Origin of the sequence: Pseudomonas sp. rhizo66 (assembly GCF_031931925.1) — a bacterium.
In the GTDB taxonomy this organism is placed as follows: Bacteria; Pseudomonadota; Gammaproteobacteria; order Pseudomonadales; family Pseudomonadaceae; genus Aquipseudomonas.
Window position 1 is genome coordinate 190,318 of sequence record NZ_JAUJWZ010000008.1, and the last position, 18,610, is coordinate 208,927.

Here is an 18,610-nt window from a genome sequence, read left to right on the forward strand (position 1 = left end):
CACTTTCGGGGCCAACCGGATAGACCCGAAAAATGGGGAAAAAGGGTGGGGAATATCCCCCGGATTCTCAAGTGCTCGCGGTAACTGATTGAACGCTAATGAAAATTTTTGTGGCACGCGGCTTGCTCCGGGGCATTTGTCGAGAAGTGTTCCTGCGAGCACCCACTACGAGGTTACTGATCATGGTTGGCATCCATCACCCTCCGTCTCTGTTGAACTGGCTGCTGATTCTGGCTTCGATACTCAGCGTCGAACTGGCCGGCGCAGCCGTGCGTTGCGAGCGCAACCTGGTGGCCAACGTCGTCGCCTTCGATCAACCGCTGATGTTCAACCGCCTCGGTGCGCAGAACATCAACGGCATGATGTATGCCCTGCGCCGCGATGTGGTCGATGAGCATGAGCAGTCGCTGGCGTACGGTGGCGCTGCGGTGCCGGGCAAAGTTTCGCTGCGTCCGGACAAGCGTCCACGGCCGCTGGTGTTGCGCGTGGCCGCCGGGGATTGCCTGACGATCAATCTGCAGAACCTGCTGGACTATCAGGCCAACCCCAACAAGCACTTTGAAAACGAGGGCGAGGAGGAGGGCGCAAACGCCAACGGCGCGGAGGACTTCAAAGTCGACGAGCAGGTCGCCGACCGTCACGTCGGTTTCCAGGTCAACGGCCTGCAGGCGGTGAACAGCATCGATGACATTTCCTCGTTCACCGGCCGCAACGCCAACAGTCTGGTGCCACCGGGTGCGAGCCGTTCCTACACCTTGTTCGCCGAACGAGAAGGCGCGTTTGCCGTCAGCAGCCGTGGCGCGACGTTTGGCGGCGAAGGCGCGGCCGGCAACGTTGCCAATGGCTTGTTCGGCCAGGTCGTCGTGCTGCCCAAGGGCGGTCGCAGCTATCGCAATACCCTCACCGAAGAGGAAATGCGCCTGGCCACGACTGGCCGCGCACCCACCGGCCAACCGATCGTTGATTACCAGGCGCGTTACCCGCAGCGCGAACCGTGGTTGCGTGAAGGCAAGGCCGGCACACCGATCATCAACATGGTCGACGGCAGTGAAATCATTTCCAGCGAAAGCGATGCGATCGTCATGGGTAGCAACGCCGACGGCAGTTTTCCGTCCAGCACCTATCCGCTGGAGTCGATGGGCAAACGCAACCCGGCGATCCCCAACCGCTTGGAACCGTTCCGCGATTTTGCCTCGCAGTTCCAGGACGAAACCGCCGCCACCCAAGCATTCCCGGCCTATTGGGCTGACCCGGTAATGGCCCATGTGCTGGAGCCGACCCGCGACTCGTTCATGATCAACTACGGCTCCGGCGGCATGGGCGCCGAAGTGGTCGCCAACCGCTTGGGCGTGGGGCCGATGCACGACTGCCTGTCGTGTGCCTATGAAGAATTCTTCCTCAGTTCGCACACCGTCGGCGATGTGGCGATGCTGGTGGATGTGCCGGCCAACACCGGGCTGGAGAACATCGCCCCGGGCCAGACACCACGCGCCGATCAGATCGGTGTGAAAGCGACCATGGCCCTGTACCCGTCGGAGCCGTCCAACGTCAACCACAGCTACATCGGTGACTTCGTCAAATTCCGCAACACCCACAATGGCCACGAGCAGCACATTTTCCACCTGCACGGCCATCAGTGGCTGTTCAACCCCAATGACGACAACTCCGATTACGTCGACGCCCAAGGCATCGGGCCGGGTGCCGGTTATACCTATGAAATCGCCAACGGTGGTTCAGGCAACCGCAACCGCGTAGCCGGTGATGCGATCTATCACTGCCATTTCTATCCACACTTCGCCCAAGGCATGTGGGCCATGTGGCGGGTGCACGATGTGTTCGAAGAAGGCACCCGCCTCGATGTTTCGCAGCAGGGCGCCGATGGCTATCACAGCGAACCGTTTGCCTTGCGCAGTGGCAAACCGGCAGCCGGTGCACGGGCCTTGCCCGATGGTGAAATCGTCGCCGGTACGCCAATTCCGGCCATTGTGCCGCTTCCGGGCAAAGCCATGGCGCCAATGCCGGGCAAAGTCGTGGTCGTGCCGAAGATCGGTGAAACCCTGGTCGCCGGCAATGATGACGACGATGACGAAGAAGAGGGCGATGACGACGGTGAACACCATGGCGGCAACGCCGGCGGTCAAGCCATCGGCTCACTGGCGCTGGTCGATCGCAGCGAAGCCAACCGCAATGCCGACGGCAGTCTGAAGAACCCTGGCTACCCGTTCTGGATCGGCGGCATGGAAAGCTCGGTCGGCCAACGTCCGCCAACGCCGCCACTGGACATGCTCGACGCAGCCACCGCGCAATCGCTCAAGGCCAGCGGCAAAGCGCTGTGGGCCAACCTCGACCCGGCGCAGTCCGGCGGCTGGGATGGCGGCTTGCAGCGGCACGCACTGGACGGCGTCGCGGCCGGTGGCGAAGCGCACACCGTGACCACTTCGCTGGACTTTTCCAAGGAAGTCACCCGCGCCAAACCGATTTACCTGCCGGAAGAAGGCACCGAGGTCGAACAGGCTGCGATGGCTTTCCACGCGAAAAAGGATCACCCAAGCTACGCCTTGCTGCCCGGTAATCAGGTGGTGGCCAAGGCGTTCCGCACCAACGGTGCCTTGCCAATGGCGGGCGCACCGTATTACGAACCGTGCATGGACGATCGGCAAAAACGCCTGACCAGCAACGCCGGCAGCGGCGAGTTCGCCAGCGGTGAGCGCGTCGACGGCATGTCCTTTGTCGGCGCCTCGACCTTCACCGCCGACCGCCCACGCATCTACAAAGCCGCCAACATCCAGTTCGACGCGGTGTACAACAAGGTCGGTTATCACTTTCCGCAGGCGCGCATTCTGGCGCTGTGGGAGGACGCCTGGCCGGTGATCACCAAGCAGCGTCCGCCAGAGCCGCTGGTGATGCGCATGAACACCTTCGATTGCGTGCAATACCAGCAAACCAACCTGGTGCCGGCCACTTACGAGATGGACGATTATCAGGTGCGCACGCCGACCGACGTGATCGGCCAGCACATCCACTTGCCGAAGTGGGATCTGACCTCGGCGGACGGCTCGTCCAACGGCTGGAACTACGAGGATGGCGTGCTCTCGCCCGGCGCCGTGCAGGAACGCATCCACGCGATCCGCGAGTTCAACCAGTGCGCCGGCACCGATCCACGTGACGGTACTCAGGCCTGCCCGAAAGCCAGGAACCACCCATTCTTCGGCCAGTACGGCCGCGCCGACTGGCTCGGTGCGCGCACGGCGATGCAGCGCTGGTTCGTCGATCCGGTGGTCAACGCCAAAGGCGTCGATCGTGGCCTCGGCACCATCTTCACCCACGACCACCTCGGCCCATCGACGCACCAACAGATCGGTCTGTACGCGACCGTGCTAGCGGAACCGGCCGGTTCCACCTGGTTCCACGCCGAAACCGGCGAGCCTCTGTACAGCGGCTCGCGGCAGGACGGCGGGCCGACCTCGTGGCAAGCGGTGATCAATACCGGCGACCTCGACGGCGATGGCAAGAACGACAGCTTCCGCGAGTTCTTCCTTGAGTACAGCGACTTCCAGCACGCCTATGAGGCTGGCGTCTACGTCGGTGCCGGCCCCAACGGCGTGCCGAATGCGCAGGCGTTCCCGGCCACCGCCGACAGCTTCCGCTACGCGATCAACCCGCCAGTGCGCAACAACGCCAGCAACCTGCTTGAAGGGGTGCTGGAAGTGCAGGGCGGTCAGGTCCCGGGCTGCCCGAGCCGGCCATGTCCGCAAGCAATCTCTGTGGATGACCCGGGCATGTTCGTCGTCAACTATCGCAACGAGCCGCTGGCCCTGCGCGTGTACGACCCGAACAAGGTCGGCCCGGACGGCAAGCGCGGCATGCAGGCCGACGGCCTCGGCGGTGATCTGGCGTTCGCCATGCAAAGCCGTACCGACCGGGCGATTCCGGCGATGAACCTGGCGCCGAATCTGCTCACCTCGGCGACCGGCCCAACCGGTGGCACCACGCTGTTCCCGCCGCACATCAACAAGGGCGGCGCCGAACCGGGTGATCCGTTCACGCCGATGCTGCGCACCTACACTGGCGATAACGTGCGGCTGCGGGTGCATGCCGGCGGCCATGAAGAAGAGCACAACGTCACCCTGCACGGTGTGAAATGGCTGCAGAGCGGTTCCGGTTTCGGTAACAGCTCCAACTCCGGCTGGCGTGCGTCGCAGATGATCGGCATCTCCGAGCAGATGGGCTTCATTGCGCCGGTGTCGATGCTCTCCAGTTCGGCGGCGACCACGGGCGATTATCTGTACTCGATGGACGCTTCGATCGAAGGCTACTGGAGCGGTATCTGGGGCGTGATGCGCAACTACACCGCCAAACGCGCCGACCTGTTCGCCATCCCGAACAACCCGAGCCCGGCGGGCATGCGCAACACCGTGGCGTTCGAGGGCAGTTGCCCGCGCTATGGCGCCAACCCTAATGGCATTGGCACCCGGCCCACTGTGCAGCGCAACTATGAAGTAGTCGCGGCGCTGGCTAATGACATCCTCGGCAATGCGCTGGGCCTGACCATCGGCGATCCCGAAGGGCTTGGCCAGCATGTCGGCGGGCCGCTCAATCCAGCGGGCGGCACCCTGGTGCTGAACTCGCGCACGGTGAGCATTCCACAAGTCACCGTGACCGATCCGGAGGATGGCGAAACCATCACCATCGGCGGGCAGAGCGGGCCGCTGCATGATCCGACGGCGATTCTGTATGTGCGTAAATCCGATCTCGATCCGGTCAGCGGCAAGCTCAAACCCGGCATCCCGGTGGAACCGCTGGTGCTGCGCGCAGCGGCGGGGGACTGCATCAACATCACCCTGGAAAACCGTTTGCCGAGCGTGATGCCTGATCTGACCCAGACTGCGGTGATGCAAGGCATGGTCAAGCGTGATCGCAACAGCGGTCTGGGTTCGACCACCTTCAGCAACAACCTGATGCGGCCGTCCAGCCACGTCGGTCTGCATGCACAACTGCTGGCCTACGACATCACCAAATCCGACGGCGCCAACGTCGGCGCCAACCCGATCCAGACCGTGCCACCGCGTGTCGGCAGCAGCGGCGCGTACCCGACCCGGACCTATCAGTACTACGCCGGGCACCTGGAGCGTGAAGGTAAACCGGTGACGCAACTGGGCCGCAGCGTCGACAACATCAACGCCACGGCGGTCGAGTTCGGTGGCTTGAACATCACCCCGGCGGACGTGATCAAGCAGCCGCAAAAAGGCCTCGGTGGGGCGATGAGCATCCTGCCGATCGGCGCGACCTGGGTCGACGATGCGCGCAAGGTCAACGCCACGGTCACCGCGCCTGGGCAAACCAGCTACCGCGACTTTGCGATGGTCTGGCACAAGGCGTTGAACACCCGTTGGGCCAATGGCCGGCCGGTGGAGGGGATCGCCGCTGAGGGCTTCGGCGTGCCGACCGATCCGCAGGACAACTCGAGCATGGCGATCAACTACAAGACCGAACCGCTGTGGTATCGCTTCGGCCTCGCCCCGGATGCACCGTTCGGGCATGCCGATGGCGCGGGTTATGGCGACATGACCAATGCGCACATGGCTTACAGCAATGCGTTGGTCGGCGGTGATCCGCAGACGCCGGTGCTGTATGCCAAACCCGGGCAGCCATTGCGTACGCACATTCTGATGCCGAGCGGTGGCAGTCGTGGCACCACGTTCCAGCTCGACGGGCATGTCTGGTCGGTGAACCCGTTCCAGGCCGAGAAGAGCGATGTCGGTGGTTATCCGATGGGTTCGCCGGGCGTCGGTTCGGTGCGCTTCGGCTACAACCCGATGTCGATGTACATCGGCGCCCACGAAAGCATCCTGCCGGCCGCGCACTTCAGCTTCATGATCCCGAGTGCTGGCGGCAGCAACGCGATCCCGGGGGACTACCTGTTTCGCGACTACGCCGCCTACGGCAACACCTCCGGTTTGTGGGGCTTGCTGCGGGTCACAAACGAACCGGAACCGGCGCCGCAGGGGCAGTAGAAGCAGGTGCAACGACAACATGCCTGTGGATGCAAATCCTTGTGGGAGCTGGCTTGCCAGCGATGACGGCGGCACAGGCGCCATTGATGTGACGGAAAGGACGCCATCGCTGGCAAGCCAGCTCCCACAGGGTCTTCGGTGGGCAGTGAGGTTGGCGGGATGAATGCAAATCCCATGTAGGCCTTCGCCTGCTCGCGATTGGGGCAACTCGGTCTCGGATGGTAAGGCGGATGACGCCATCGCGAGCAGGCGAAGGCCTACAGGGAATAGGTTTGCAAATGAGGGGAGGGTGGTATGAACAGGATCATCAACATCATCGGTATTTGCACGCTGGCCCTGACCGGGGCGTTGCTGACGCTGAGTGAGATTGCCCTGGCGCAAACGGGGGCCAGTCAGATGCTGAACCGTGACGGTGTGGCGGTGGATTTCAAGCTCAAGCCACTGGCCGCCGACGGCAAACTGCGCGAAGGCGAATTCGCCGATGTGCAGTTCCGCGTCACCGACAGCGCTTCCGGCCAGCCGTTGTCCGGGGTAGCGCCGGGTGCCTGGGTCGATCCGCAAACCCTCGCCGCCGATCAAGCCCAGGGCCGTGACCAGAGCTGCAAAGCGCGGGTCGGGGTGTTTCTCAAATCCAACATCGGTGCGCGACCGTTGCTCGACCTCAACAGCTATTTCCTGCTGGTGATGAACCGCGACGCCAGCATTGCCGTGGTCGATCCGTCGGTGTCGGTCGGCGGTATCACCAGCACCCTGGCGCGGATCGAACTCAAGCAACCGCCGATGGACTGGGTCACGCCCAAAGACAACAAACGCGTATTCGTCTCGATGCCGACAGCGGGCGAAGTGGCCGTCATCGACAGCGAACAATTCAAAGTTCTCGACTCGATCGCCGCCGGCAGCCAACCCGTACGCGTGGCGCTGCAACCGGATGAACGTCTGCTGTGGGTCGGCAACAACGCCAGCAAAGCCAATGAGTCCGGGGTGACGGTGATCGACAGCCAAAGCCTCAAACCCCTCAAACATCTGCAGACCGGGCGCGGCCACCACGAAATCAGCTTCAGCAAGGACAGCCGTTTCGCCTTTGTCAGCAACCGCGACGATGGCACCGTCAGCGTGGTCGACATTGCCAGCCTGAACATCGTCCAGCAGATCAAAACCGGCTCGCATCCCCTGTCAGTCGCCTATTCGCCACTGTCCGGCGCGGTGTATGTGGCCGACGGCAAGGACGGCACCGTGAGCGTGATCGACGCCAGCACTCACACCCTCCGCCGGGTGATCAAGTTGCAGCAAGGCCTCGGCCCCATGGGCTTCAGCGCCGACGGCCGCTTCGGCGTTGTGCTCAACACTTTGGAAAACCGCGCCACGGTCATCGACGCCGCGACCAACAGCGCCATCCATGATCTGGACGTCAGCGCCGAACCCTACCAAGTGGTGTTCACCCAGGCCTACGCGTACATCCGCGGACTGGCTTCGCCGAAAGTCACCATGATCAACCTGTCTTCCTTGGGCGAAGGCCGCCAACCGATCAGCCAGGGTTTCGAGGCCGGCCCGCAAGCGCCGCGCCTGGCCGGGGATTTACCGCTGGCCTCAAGCCTGGCAGTGTCGCGCGACGATAACGCGGTGTTCGTGGTCAACCCGGTCGACAACACCACTTACTTTTACGCCGAAGGCATGAACGCGCCGATGTCCGGTTACCCCAACCGTGGCCAGATCGCCCGTGCCGCCATGGTCATCGACCGCAGCCTGCGCGAAGTCTCGCCGGGGCTCTACAGCGCGCGGGTGAAGCTGCCGGCGGCGGGGCGCTTTGACGTGGCGTTTCTGCTCAACCAGCCGAACATCATTCACTGCTTTACCGCGCAGATTGAGCCTGACGGCAAACCGCAAAAACACCTCGGCCAGCCGAAAGTCGAGTTCCTTCTCGACAAGACTGCCGTGACGCTCAACGACCCCTACGTCGTGCGCTTCCGCATCGTCCAAGGCAAAGACAAAACCCAGCGCAGCGGTGTGAAAGACGTGCAACTGCGCTACTACCTCGCACCCACCTCGCACCCGCGTGAAGTGGCGGCGCTGGAAGTCGCCGACGGCGTTTACGAAGCGCCGATCACCCTCGACCGCAGCGGCGCCTGGTACCTGCATGTGCGTGCGGCATCGTTGGGCGCCGGTTTCGATGACAAGACCTTTGCCAGTGTTCGGGTAGCCCCCGGCCAGGCCCGTTGACGAGGAGTTTCAACATGAACCGATTTGCATCCAGTGGCCTGCTGACCCTGTGCCTGTTGAGCCTCGGCGTTCAACACGCCAACGCCCATTCGACAGACGAACACGCCGGGCACAAGGCCCCGGCCAGCAGTACTCAAGAGCATGCTCAGGTGAAATTCGCCAACGTGCCGCTGCTCGACCAGACCGGCAAAACCGTGCGCCTGGAGCAGGATCTGGTGCAGGGCAAAATCGTCGTCATGAGCTTTATCTACACCAGTTGCACCACGGTGTGCCCGGTGGTCTCGTCGATCATGGGCAAGGTGCAGAAACAACTCGGTGCGCGGGTCGGCGAAGAAGTGCAACTGGTGTCGATCAGCATCGACCCGCAACGTGACGACCCGAAACGCCTGCAGGATTATGCGCGCACCTTCCAGCGCGGCCCGGGCTGGAGCTGGCTGACCGGCTCGCCGCAGTCGATCAATGAAACCCTCAAAGGCCTCGGCAATTTCAGCGGCGACTTCAAAAATCACCAGCCGCTGATCCTCGTCGGCGATGGCAACAGCCGCCACTGGATGCGCTACTACGGCTTCACCGATCCGGCACTGCTGGCCAAGGAAGTGGAAAAACTCAGCGGCCTGCGCACCCACGCCAAACACACCGCCATCGCCATGGAGCAACAGCCATGAGACTGCTCGACTGGATCTCCCTGACCCTGTGCTTCTGGATTCTCGGTAACGTCGCGTTCGCTCACGAAGACCACATCTCTGAGCCGCCAGCCGCCGTGGTCGCCGCGCCGGCCAAAGGCACTCACGACGCGAAAACCTGGTTCACCGACACGCTGTTGCAGGATCAAAATGGCGAAACCCTGCGCTTCTACAGCGATGCACTGCAAAACCGCGTAGTGCTCCTCAACGTCATTTTCACCAGTTGCAACGATGCCTGCCCGCTGATCACCCAAAAGCTCAAAGAAGTCCGCGAGTTGTTGGGCGACAAGGCGCCGGACATCACCTTCATTTCCCTTACCAGTGACCCGCTGCGCGACACGCCAGCGGTGCTCAAGGCTTACACCTTGAAGCAGGGATCCGATGACCCTCATTGGCTTTTTCTTACCGGCGACAAAGCGCAGATGGACCTGGTATTGAGCCGCATCGGCCAGATCGTACCGACGCCCGAGCAACATTCCACGCAGCTGATCGTCGGCGATGTCGCCAATAAACGCTGGAGCAAAATCCGTCCCGACGCTCCGGCCGCCGCCATTGCCCAGCGCTTGCAGTTGCTGACAATGCCCGTGGCCGGCCGCTGAGTTCGCGCCATGAACCTGAGCGGTGTACTCGTCCTGATCCTGCTCGCTGGCGTCAGCCTTGGCGCGAGCGCTGCGCCGTTGACTGCGGAAGAGGCAGCGGGCAAGCGCCTGTACCGCCAAGGCCTGTCGGCCAGTGGCGAAGCGATCATGGCACGGATTGGCGCGGCGGACGTGTTGCTGCCGGCAACCAGTCTGCCGTGCGCCAATTGCCATGGCGCCGATGGTCTCGGCCGGCCTGAAGGTGGCGTGCGTCCCCCCGAGTTGAACTGGTCGCGACTGACCAGCACTTACGGCCAGCAACAGGTCAACGGCCGCAGCTATCCGGCCTACAGCGAGAGCACTCTGGCCACGGCGATCGAGCAGGGCCGCGACCCCGGCCACAATCGCCTCGACCCGAGCATGCCGCGCTTTCTGCTGCCGATGAAAGATCAGCGCAACCTCACCGCCTATCTCAAACGCCTCGCCGATGAGCGCGACCCCGGCCTCGATGCCGAGACCTTGCATCTGGGCACCTTGTTGCCCAGTCAAGGGCCGCTGGCCGAGGAGGGCGCGACGGTGGCGGCGGTGCTCAACGGCAGTGTGGCGCGGATCAATCAGGATGGCGGCATACATGGTCGGCAACTGCGCCTGACGGTGATCGATCCCGGCCCGGATCGCGCCAGTGCCGAACAAGCCTTGCAGCAGTTGATCGAGCAAGAACAAGTGTTCGCGTTGATCGCGCCGCTGGCGCCGGCCCTCGACAGTGACTTGGGGCTGCGCCTGGAACAGGCCGGCGTGCCGCTGATCGGGCCGATGTCGATCCTCGGCACCCTGCAGGCCAGTCCGCAGATTTTCGAGCCATTGCCCGGATTGCGTGAACAGTTGATCGCGTTGGCCGATTACGCCACGGCGAGTTTGCGCGTGCTGCAAGGGCCGACGCTGATTGCCTATCCCGATGACCCGGCACAAACGCTGGCCGCGCAAAACCTCGGCCAGTATTTGCAGGATCACGGCTGGCAAAAAGTCCAACTGCAAGCCTATGACCCGACGGCAGAGGCGCTACCGCTGGGTTCGCGCTCGGTGTTTTATCTGGGCAATGGCGGCGGCTTCAGTCGTCTGGCGACGCGGCTGCAAAGCGCCGGGCAAGTGCCGTATCTGTTTGCTGCCTCCAGCCAGGTGGCCGGCGACCTGCTGCAAGTCCCCGACGGATTCACCCGACGGGTGTTTCTCGCCTATCCGTTCGTGCCCAGTGACTGGACCCAGACCGGACGCATGGCCCTGACGTTACTGCGTGAAGGCCAGGGCCTCGGCGCCCAGCACGCGGTGCTGCAAGTCGGCGCCTACGCCTCGATGTTGCTGCTCAGCGAAGGCATGAAACAGGCGGGCCGCGACGCCAGCCGCGAGAAACTGGTGGCGGCGCTGGAAGGCCTGCACGACTTTGACACCGGCCTGACCCCGCGCCTGAGCTTCGGCCCCGGTCGACGTCTGGGTTTGAGCGGTGCACACGTGGTCACTGTGGATTTGCCCGATCAGCGTTTCTATCTGGTCGCGCCCTATAAACCGATTGTTGCCAGCCCCTGAACGGAGGGCCGATCATGAAACTCACAACGCTGATAGTGCTGCTGACCTGCTGGCTGCCGCTGGCGTGGGCCAATAACGAGCCGGCCGTGGCGCGAGTCAACGGCGAGGAGATTTCCGGGTTTCGCTTTGAGCGCTTCTTCGCCGAATACCTGGAAGATCAGGGTCGCGCCGTGGCGAGCATTCGTAATCCCAAAGCCTATAAACAGCTGCGCCAGGCAGCACTGCAAGCGCTGATCGACAAAGAGCTGCTGTGGCAGGAAGCGCAAAAGCGCGGGCTGCAGATCGACGATCAAGTGGTGCTTCAGCAAGTCGAGCAGACCCGCAGTGCTATCGGCGGCACGGATAAATTCGTCCGACGCTTGCAGGACGCCGGTTTCGATGAGGCGTCCTTCACCGAATACACCCGCCGGGAAATGGCAGCGCAGCAGATGTTTGCCGAGCTGATCCGCGCCAATACCTTGCAACCCCGCCACCTGCTGATCCGCGTGCCCGTGCAAGCGGATGCAGCCACAGTCGCCGCAGCGCGTCTACGCTTGATGCAAATGCGCGCGCCGATTGCCGAGGCCGCGACGTTTGCCAGCCAACCGGTGCGCTCACCGTTCGGCTGGCATGTGATTTATTTACCGAACCACCTGGAGGCCGCCGATGTCCCAGATTTGCAGGGGCTGGACACAGTCAGGGCGCAACTCGCCCGACAACAACAGACCCAGGCTCGTCGTCAGGTGCTCGCGCAGTTACGGGTGCAGAACAGGATCGAACGAATTGACGACGACTGAAGGTTCCCCCCCAATAGTGGGGAATGGCTTCGATGCCCATTCAGGTGCTTCCCCGTTTCTGGGGAACGGGGTACCGGGACGAGCGGGCATTGTCATTAAATTCAAGGACATGAAGACATAAAAGTACCGGCACTCAGCCTGGCATGAAGTGTGCGTTACCCCTGGTAAGGCGCACTCTCAGGGCGGGGTCATCGGACCTGCTGTTTCAAGGAGTCGACCTTGGTTAACAAAGTACTGGTTGTCGAAGACGAACAGCTGCTTGCGCGAAACCTTCAGGACTATCTGTCGGCGCAGGCGCTGGACGTCAAGATTGCACATGACGGAGCGACGGCTATCGGTTTGGCCGAAACCTTTGCTCCCGACGTGCTGGTGTTCGATTACCGCTTGCCTGATATGGAAGGCTTTGAGGTGCTCGACGCGGTCCGCCAGAACAGGACGTGCCATTTTGTGCTGATAACGGGTCACCCGACCGCTGAAGTCTGTGAGCGGGCGCGGCAACTGCAAGTCAGCCACATCCTGTTCAAACCGTTTCCCTTGGCGGAACTGGCCCGAGCTGTCTGCGACCTTCTGGGCATCAAGCGCGAAGCGAAACCCGGTGCGAGCCCTTCCGAAGGGTTTGTCGAACGACGCCAGAGCAGGACCGAGAGCTTCCCGTTGCAGTTGTACGATGGCAGTTGGGTGTTGGCGGATCGGCGACGACAGTCGCACGCCATGGCACCGGACGACGATCAAATGCTCACCGGGGAGTAATGGCGCGATCAGACGTTCCGGCACTTGCCGCCAAGGTTTGCCGCGCCGACAGGGCTCTGAGCCCCGGTTGGAGAGCAAGCCATGGAACGTCTGTCCGTTGTCGTTGAACCTCTGCTGGCGCCGAGCGCGCCGGAACGCTTTTCCAGTGAACAGCTTGCCCAGGCCCGGGCGCGGGCCGCCACCTCCGGCGAACGCGTGCTTGAAGCCCTCGGCGTGCTCTGTGAACTGGCGCCGATGCCGTTCATTCACACCCTCGGCGCCACCCTGCATTACCCGGTACTCGACACCGACAGCCTGTTTCAAGCGACGCCGGTATTCGACCGGGTCACCCTCGCACAATGCCTCAAACGTGAGTTCATCCTGCTGCGCCACCATGACGAAGTCATCGGTGTATTCGCCGATCCCTTCGATCCGGCGCGCCTGGCCTGGATCGATGATTGCCTGCACGGCGCGCCGCTGCATCTGGTCCATGCCGATGACCTCAAGGCCTATCTGGCCCGCCACGAAGAAAGCTTCCACGCCGTCGAATCGCTGAACGCCCAAGGCGACACGCATAATGAAATCGACACCCTGCAAAGCCTGTCGCTGACCAGCATCAGTGAAGACGCCAGCAGCGTGGTGAAACTGGTCAACTCGACCCTGTACGACGCGCTGAAAATGCACGCCAGCGACATCCACCTCGGCACCACCGGCCATGGCCTGGTGATCAAGTACCGTATCGACGGTGTGCTCAACAACATCAGTAAAGTCCAAGGCAACGAGTTCGCCGAACAGGTGATCTCGCGGGTCAAGGTCATGGCTGAACTGGATATCGGCGAGAAACGCGTGCCGCAGGACGGGCGCTTCAAGATTGGCATCAGCGGTCGCCAGATCGACTTTCGCGTGTCGATCATGCCGAGCATTTTCGGTGAAGACGCGGTGCTGCGTGTCCTCGACAAACAGGATCTGGCCGACAAGGTCTGCGGCGTGCAATTGCAGGCGCTGGGCTTTGAAGACGAGACCCTGCGCCAGTTGCGCCGCCTTGCCGCCGAACCCTACGGCATGGTGCTGGTGACCGGCCCGACCGGCAGCGGCAAGACCACCACGCTGTACGCGATGATCACCGAGATCAACCACGGCGTGGACAAGATCATCACCATCGAAGACCCGGTTGAATATCAACTGCCGGGGGTGCTGCAAATCCCGGTCAATGAGAAAAAAGGCCTGACCTTCGCCCGTGGTCTGCGCTCGATCCTGCGCCACGACCCGGACAAGATCATGGTCGGCGAAATCCGTGACCCGGACACCGCGCAGATCGCCGTGCAATCGGCGCTCACCGGTCACCTGGTGTTCACCACCATCCACGCCAACAACGTTTTCGACGTGATTGGCCGCTTCACCCAAATGGAAATCGACCCCTACAGCCTGGTCTCGGCGCTCAACGCGATTCTCGCCCAGCGCCTGATTCGACTGGTGTGCAGCAGTTGCAGCGCGCCGGTCAATCCGAGCGATGAAGAACTGCGCGCCTCGGGCCTCGATCCACAGAAAGTCGATCACTACCACTTCGTCCACGGCAAAGGCTGCGGCCACTGCCGGGGCAGCGGCTATCGCGGGCGTACGGCGATTGCCGAGCTGCTGCACCTCGACGACGAGTTGCGCCAGATGATCGTCGAGCGCCAACCGATCAAACAAATCAAAGCCCTGGCCTGCGCCCGTGGTTTGCGCCTGTTGCGCGAATCGGCGCTGGAGCTGGTGGAACAAGGTCGCACCACGCTGGAGGAGATCAATCGTGTCACTTTTATCGCGTGAGCGTTTTGTCGCCGTGCTCGGCGCCAGCGGTGTTGGCCTCGGTCAGCGGCGCGGCAGCGACACCTTGTGGCTGGGCAGCGTCGGTTACATCGACGAAGGCTTCCAGAGCTACGCGGTGGCGCTGGATACCCTCGATCGCCTGCTCGGTGAACATGCCCGTGCCGGTGCCGAATTGAGCGTGGTCATCTCCGGACACTTCAGCCGCTTCTGCCTGGTGCCATGGAGCGCGCAGATCAGCAGCCCGGAAGAACTGCGCGGCTTCGCCCAACTGTGTTTCGATGATCTGTTTGGCGCGCCGACGCAAGCCTGGAGTCTGGTGCTGTCCGCCGAGCCTGGCGGTTACGACCGTATCGCCAGCGCCTTGCCGCAAGACTTGCTCGAACGCCTGCGCATGCTGGTCAGCGGTCGCGGTTTGCGCCTGCGCTCGGTGCAGCCGTACCTGATGGCGGCGTTCAACCGCTTCGACAAAAGCCTCGATGCCGGCGACTTCCTGTTCGTCGTCGCCGAGCCGCAACGCAGCGTGTTGTTGCTGGCGAGGGAAGGGCGCTGGGCCGGGGTGCGTTCGGTGGGCGGCAGCGACAGCGACGTGGCGTTGAATGCCCTGATCGGTCGTGAACGCCAGCTGCAAGCGTCGACCAGCGAACGTGCCTTCAACGTTTATCTGCATGCACCGGCGCGCCTCGACGCGCATCCGGCTGTGGCGGGTGTGCAGCTGCGCACCCTCGAAGACGCCTCGATGACCGTGCGTGACGGCTTGTACGTCATGTCCCGGGCGGTGGCCTGAGATGCGCGCCCTTAACCTCGATTTTCAGCCGCGCCCACGTTCCGGCCCATTGGGCTGGAGCCTGCTCGGCGGCGGTGTACTGCTGGCGCTGCTGTGCTTCGCCGTGCAACAGCACCTCGACGCGCACACCGAACAGCAACAAGGCCACCTGCAAACCACTCAGCGTCAGCTGACCGGCGACAGCGGCGCCAAGTCCACCCTGAGCCCGGCGGAAACCCGTGAGCAAGCGGCAAACCTCGCCGAGATGCGCAAGGTCTCGCAGCAACTGCGCCGGCCGTGGGAACGCCTGTTCGCCATGCTCGAAGCGATGCCGCGCGATGACGTCGCGCTGCTGACCCTGACCCCGGATGCGCGCAAAGGCCAGGTACGGATCAGCGCCGAAGCGCGGGATCTGCAAGCGATGCTCGACTTCCACAAACGTCTGGAAGCCAGCGACGAGCTGTCCGATGTGTCGCTGCTCAGCCACGAAATCGTCGTCAAATCGCCGGAGCAACCGGTGCAATTCAACCTGTCGGCGACTTGGGAGATTGGCGATGCGAATCCCTAGACTGATCGTCCACGAATACTTGCAAGGTCTCGGCATTCCAGGCCTGGCCGGGCTGGCGCTGCTGCTGGTCGCCGTGGCCTGGGCACTTGGCGGTTTGTTGCCGGGCTGGCAATCGTTGCAGCACCTCAGCCAACAGACTCAGGAAGCCACCGCGTACCTGGCCAAGGTTGAAGACGGCAGTATCGCGCCGCCGGTGGTGCCGCAACGTCAGCTCGACGACTTCCGCAACAAACTGCCGGCGCAGCCGCAAGCTACCGTCGCCATCGATCGCATCTACGCCCTCGCAGCCCAGGAGCACATCACCCTCGCGCGCGGCGAATACGCCCTCGGCGTCGACCCGAAAACCCATCTGGCGCGCTATCAAATCCTGTTGCCAGTACGCGGCAGCTACCCGCAACTGCGCCGTTTCCTGCACGCGTTGCTCGGCCAGTTGCCGGCGGTGGTGGTGGAAGACCTTGAGTTGCAACGCAAGAAGATTGGCGACACCGACCTCAATGGCCGGATCCGTATGACCCTTTACCTGTCGAGGTCGTGATGAATACCAAGCGCGTGGCAGGCTGGCTGGCGTTCTTCGGCGTGACGGCGGCACTGGCGTGGTTGCCGGAGTATTTCTCGCCAAGTGATGACGCCGATTCCAACGAAGTGGCCGTCGTCACGCCGGGGAAATCCCGTGGCGCGCTACCGGCCAGCATCGCCAAGGCCAAGGATGCGCCGATCAAGGACCTGAGCCCGGCCGGCGACCTGTTCGCGGCCAAAACCTGGAAAGCTGCGCCAACCCTGGCCACGGTCACCGAAATTGCCATCAATCCAGCAACTGTGGTGCAAGCCCCGAGCCTGCCACCGGTGCCGTTTCAGTTCGTCGGCAGGCTGCATGACCGCAGCGACCTGCAAGTGTTTTTGCAGAACGGCGAAAAGATCTACGTCGTGCGCAACGGGGATGTGATCGACGACACCTGGAAGATCACCGGCATTTCCGATCTGGAATTGAGCCTGGTTTACCTGCCTTTGCATTTGTCGCAGACCTTGTCTGTGGGGAGTACGCAATGAACCGTTCCCGTTTGCTGATGAGCCTGGGCCTGTGTGCCGGGCTGGCCGCGTGCAGTTCCGCACAAGTGGCCAACAAGGAAGCCGCCGACCTGATTGAACAGGGTCAGTACGAGGCGGGGCTGGCCCGGATCGAGGAAGGCCTGCGTGAAAATCCCCGCGACACCGAACTGCACTTGCTGCTCAACAGCGGTCGGGCCAAGGCAATCACCGCGCTGCTGACATCCGGCGACACCGACCGTTCGCGCCGCGACTTCGCTTCGGCCCGCACCGCCTACAACCGCGTGCTGACCATCGAGCCGAACAACCGCCGCGCCCAGGATGCCCTGAAGCAGATGGACTACCTGCGCAGCATGGACGAGAAACTGGAACTGGCCCGTGGCGATCTGCGTCGCGGCGACATCTACGGCGCTGATCGCCAGGTCAAACAGATCCTCGAACTCGATCCGAACAACGAAGGCGCGCTGGCGCTGCAAGGCAACATTCGCCTGGTGCAGAGCCGCAACGTGATTGCCTATCCGCAACTGCGTACCAAGCTTGATCGGCCGGTGACCCTGGAATTTCGCGACGCCAACCTCAAGACCATTTTTGAAGTGCTGTCGCAGGTCGCCGGGCTGAATTTCATCTTCGACAAAGACCTGCGCCCTGACATGAAAGCGACGATCTTCGTGCGTGATGTGCGCATCGAAGACGCCGTGACTTTGCTGTTGCAACAGAACCAGTTGCACCAGAAAGTGGTGAACGAAAACACCTTGCTGATCTACCCGGATTCGCCGCAGAAAGTGAAGGATTACCAGGAGCTGGTGATGCGCACTTTCTACCTGACCAGCATCGACGCCAATACCGCGCTGAACATGGTCAAAACCATGCTCAAGACCCGCGACGTGTTCGTTGACGAACGCCTCAATACCCTGACCATGCGCGACACCGAAGACGCCGTGCGCATGGCCGAAAAGCTCTTGCAATCGCAGGACCAGTCCAACCCGGAAGTGGTGCTCGAGGTGGAGGTGATGGAAGTCGCCACCCAGCGCATTCTCGACCTTGGCCTGCAATGGCCGAACACCTTCGGCGTGGTCAACAGCGATGGTTCGGCGGTGACCCTGCTTGATCAACTCAAAGGCATCAACTCCAGCCGCATCTCGATCTCGCCATCACCGCAAGCCAAGATCAACGCGCAGGACAACGACATCAACACCTTGGCCAGCCCGGTGATTCGTGTCAGCAACCGTGAGCAGGCGCGCATCCACATCGGCCAGCGCGTGCCGATCATCAGCGCGACCTCGGTGCCATCGACCCAAGGCCCGGTGATCACCGAAAGCGTCACTTACCTCGACGTCGGTCTGAAACTCGAAGTGCAACCGACCGTGCACCTGAACAACGAAGTGGCGATCAAGATTGCTCTGGAAGTGAGTAACGCCACGCCGCTGGAACCCACCCGTCAGGGCACGATCCCGGTACAGGTCGACACCCGCAACGCGCAAACCTCGCTGCGCTTGCACGACGGCGAAACGCAGATACTTGCAGGCCTGATGCGCAACGACCACGGCGCCACCGGCAACAAGATTCCGGGCCTTGGTGACATTCCCGGGCTGGGCCGCCTGTTCGGCAGCAACAAAGACACCGTCGGCAAATCGGAACTGGTGCTGTCGATCACTCCACGGATCGTGCGCAACCTGCCGTATCAGAGCCCGTCGGACATGGAGTTCTCCACCGGCACCGAAACCAGCATGCACATTCAGGCACCAGATCGTTCGCAGAGCTACGTGATGCCGTCGCCTGCCGCGCAGCCGCGTGCAGTCGGTGAATCGGCCGTGGCCACCACCCGCGTCACTGTCGAGAAGCCTTGAT

At 62.6% G+C, this 18,610-nt stretch carries 13 protein-coding genes; all 13 read left to right on the plus strand.

All coding sequences use genetic code 11. The features are described 5' to 3' along the window. The first annotated feature begins 182 nt into the window (after positions 1-182). The 13 genes from mnxG to QZR14_RS12260 all read left to right on the plus strand — a co-directional run bounded on the left by mnxG (position 183) and on the right by QZR14_RS12260 (position 18,609). Positions 183-6,014 (plus strand): manganese-oxidizing multicopper oxidase MnxG, encoded by a 5,832-nt coding sequence (gene mnxG, locus QZR14_RS12200; RefSeq protein WP_311996677.1) that lies wholly within the window; start codon positions 183-185, stop codon positions 6,012-6,014. Between the two features lie 294 nt (positions 6,015-6,308). Next, the gene (locus QZR14_RS12205; RefSeq protein WP_311996678.1) at positions 6,309-8,231 is read left to right on the plus strand and encodes a YncE family protein; all 1,923 of its coding nucleotides are present in this window, start codon (positions 6,309-6,311) and stop codon (positions 8,229-8,231) included. A 14-nt stretch (positions 8,232-8,245) separates the two neighbouring features. Beyond that, a complete protein-coding gene (locus QZR14_RS12210) occupies positions 8,246-8,896 on the plus strand; it encodes an SCO family protein (RefSeq protein ID WP_250607215.1) in 651 nt (216 codons plus the stop codon). Next, complete coding sequence (locus tag QZR14_RS12215) at positions 8,893-9,513, plus strand: SCO family protein (protein WP_311996679.1); 621 nt, start codon at positions 8,893-8,895, stop codon at positions 9,511-9,513. Before QZR14_RS12210 ends, QZR14_RS12215 begins: the two co-directional genes overlap by 4 nt. Positions 9,514-9,522: 9 nt before the next feature. After that, positions 9,523-11,073: an ABC transporter substrate-binding protein gene (locus QZR14_RS12220; protein WP_311996680.1), complete on the plus strand. Its 1,551-nt coding sequence runs from the start codon at positions 9,523-9,525 to the stop codon at positions 11,071-11,073. 14 nt (positions 11,074-11,087) lie between these two features. Next, positions 11,088-11,849, plus strand: a complete 762-nt coding sequence (locus QZR14_RS12225; protein ID WP_311996681.1) for a peptidylprolyl isomerase — start codon at positions 11,088-11,090, stop codon at positions 11,847-11,849. A gap of 219 nt (positions 11,850-12,068) precedes the next feature. Next, positions 12,069-12,599, plus strand: coding sequence for a response regulator (locus tag QZR14_RS12230; RefSeq protein WP_311996682.1), 531 nt, complete (start codon positions 12,069-12,071; stop codon positions 12,597-12,599). A gap of 81 nt (positions 12,600-12,680) precedes the next feature. Further along, complete coding sequence (locus QZR14_RS12235) at positions 12,681-14,387, plus strand: GspE/PulE family protein (protein ID WP_311996683.1); 1,707 nt, start codon at positions 12,681-12,683, stop codon at positions 14,385-14,387. Further along, positions 14,368-15,171 (plus strand): hypothetical protein, encoded by an 804-nt coding sequence (locus QZR14_RS12240; RefSeq protein ID WP_311996684.1) that lies wholly within the window; start codon positions 14,368-14,370, stop codon positions 15,169-15,171. The genes QZR14_RS12235 and QZR14_RS12240 overlap by 20 nt, the downstream gene beginning before the upstream one ends. 1 nt (position 15,172) lies before the next feature. Further along, positions 15,173-15,718 carry a PilN domain-containing protein gene (locus QZR14_RS12245; protein ID WP_311996685.1) on the plus strand — a complete coding sequence of 182 codons (546 nt, stop codon included), beginning with the start codon at positions 15,173-15,175 and terminating at the stop codon, positions 15,716-15,718. Next, positions 15,705-16,253: a GspMb/PilO family protein gene (locus QZR14_RS12250; RefSeq protein WP_250607208.1), complete on the plus strand. Its 549-nt coding sequence runs from the start codon at positions 15,705-15,707 to the stop codon at positions 16,251-16,253. Before QZR14_RS12245 ends, QZR14_RS12250 begins: the two co-directional genes overlap by 14 nt. Beyond that, positions 16,253-16,765: a hypothetical protein gene (locus QZR14_RS12255; RefSeq protein WP_311996686.1), complete on the plus strand. Its 513-nt coding sequence runs from the start codon at positions 16,253-16,255 to the stop codon at positions 16,763-16,765. Before QZR14_RS12250 ends, QZR14_RS12255 begins: the two co-directional genes overlap by 1 nt. Then, a complete protein-coding gene (locus QZR14_RS12260) occupies positions 16,762-18,609 on the plus strand; it encodes a secretin N-terminal domain-containing protein (protein ID WP_311996687.1) in 1,848 nt (615 codons plus the stop codon). The genes QZR14_RS12255 and QZR14_RS12260 overlap by 4 nt, the downstream gene beginning before the upstream one ends. The last annotated feature ends 1 nt before the right edge of the window (position 18,610 follow it).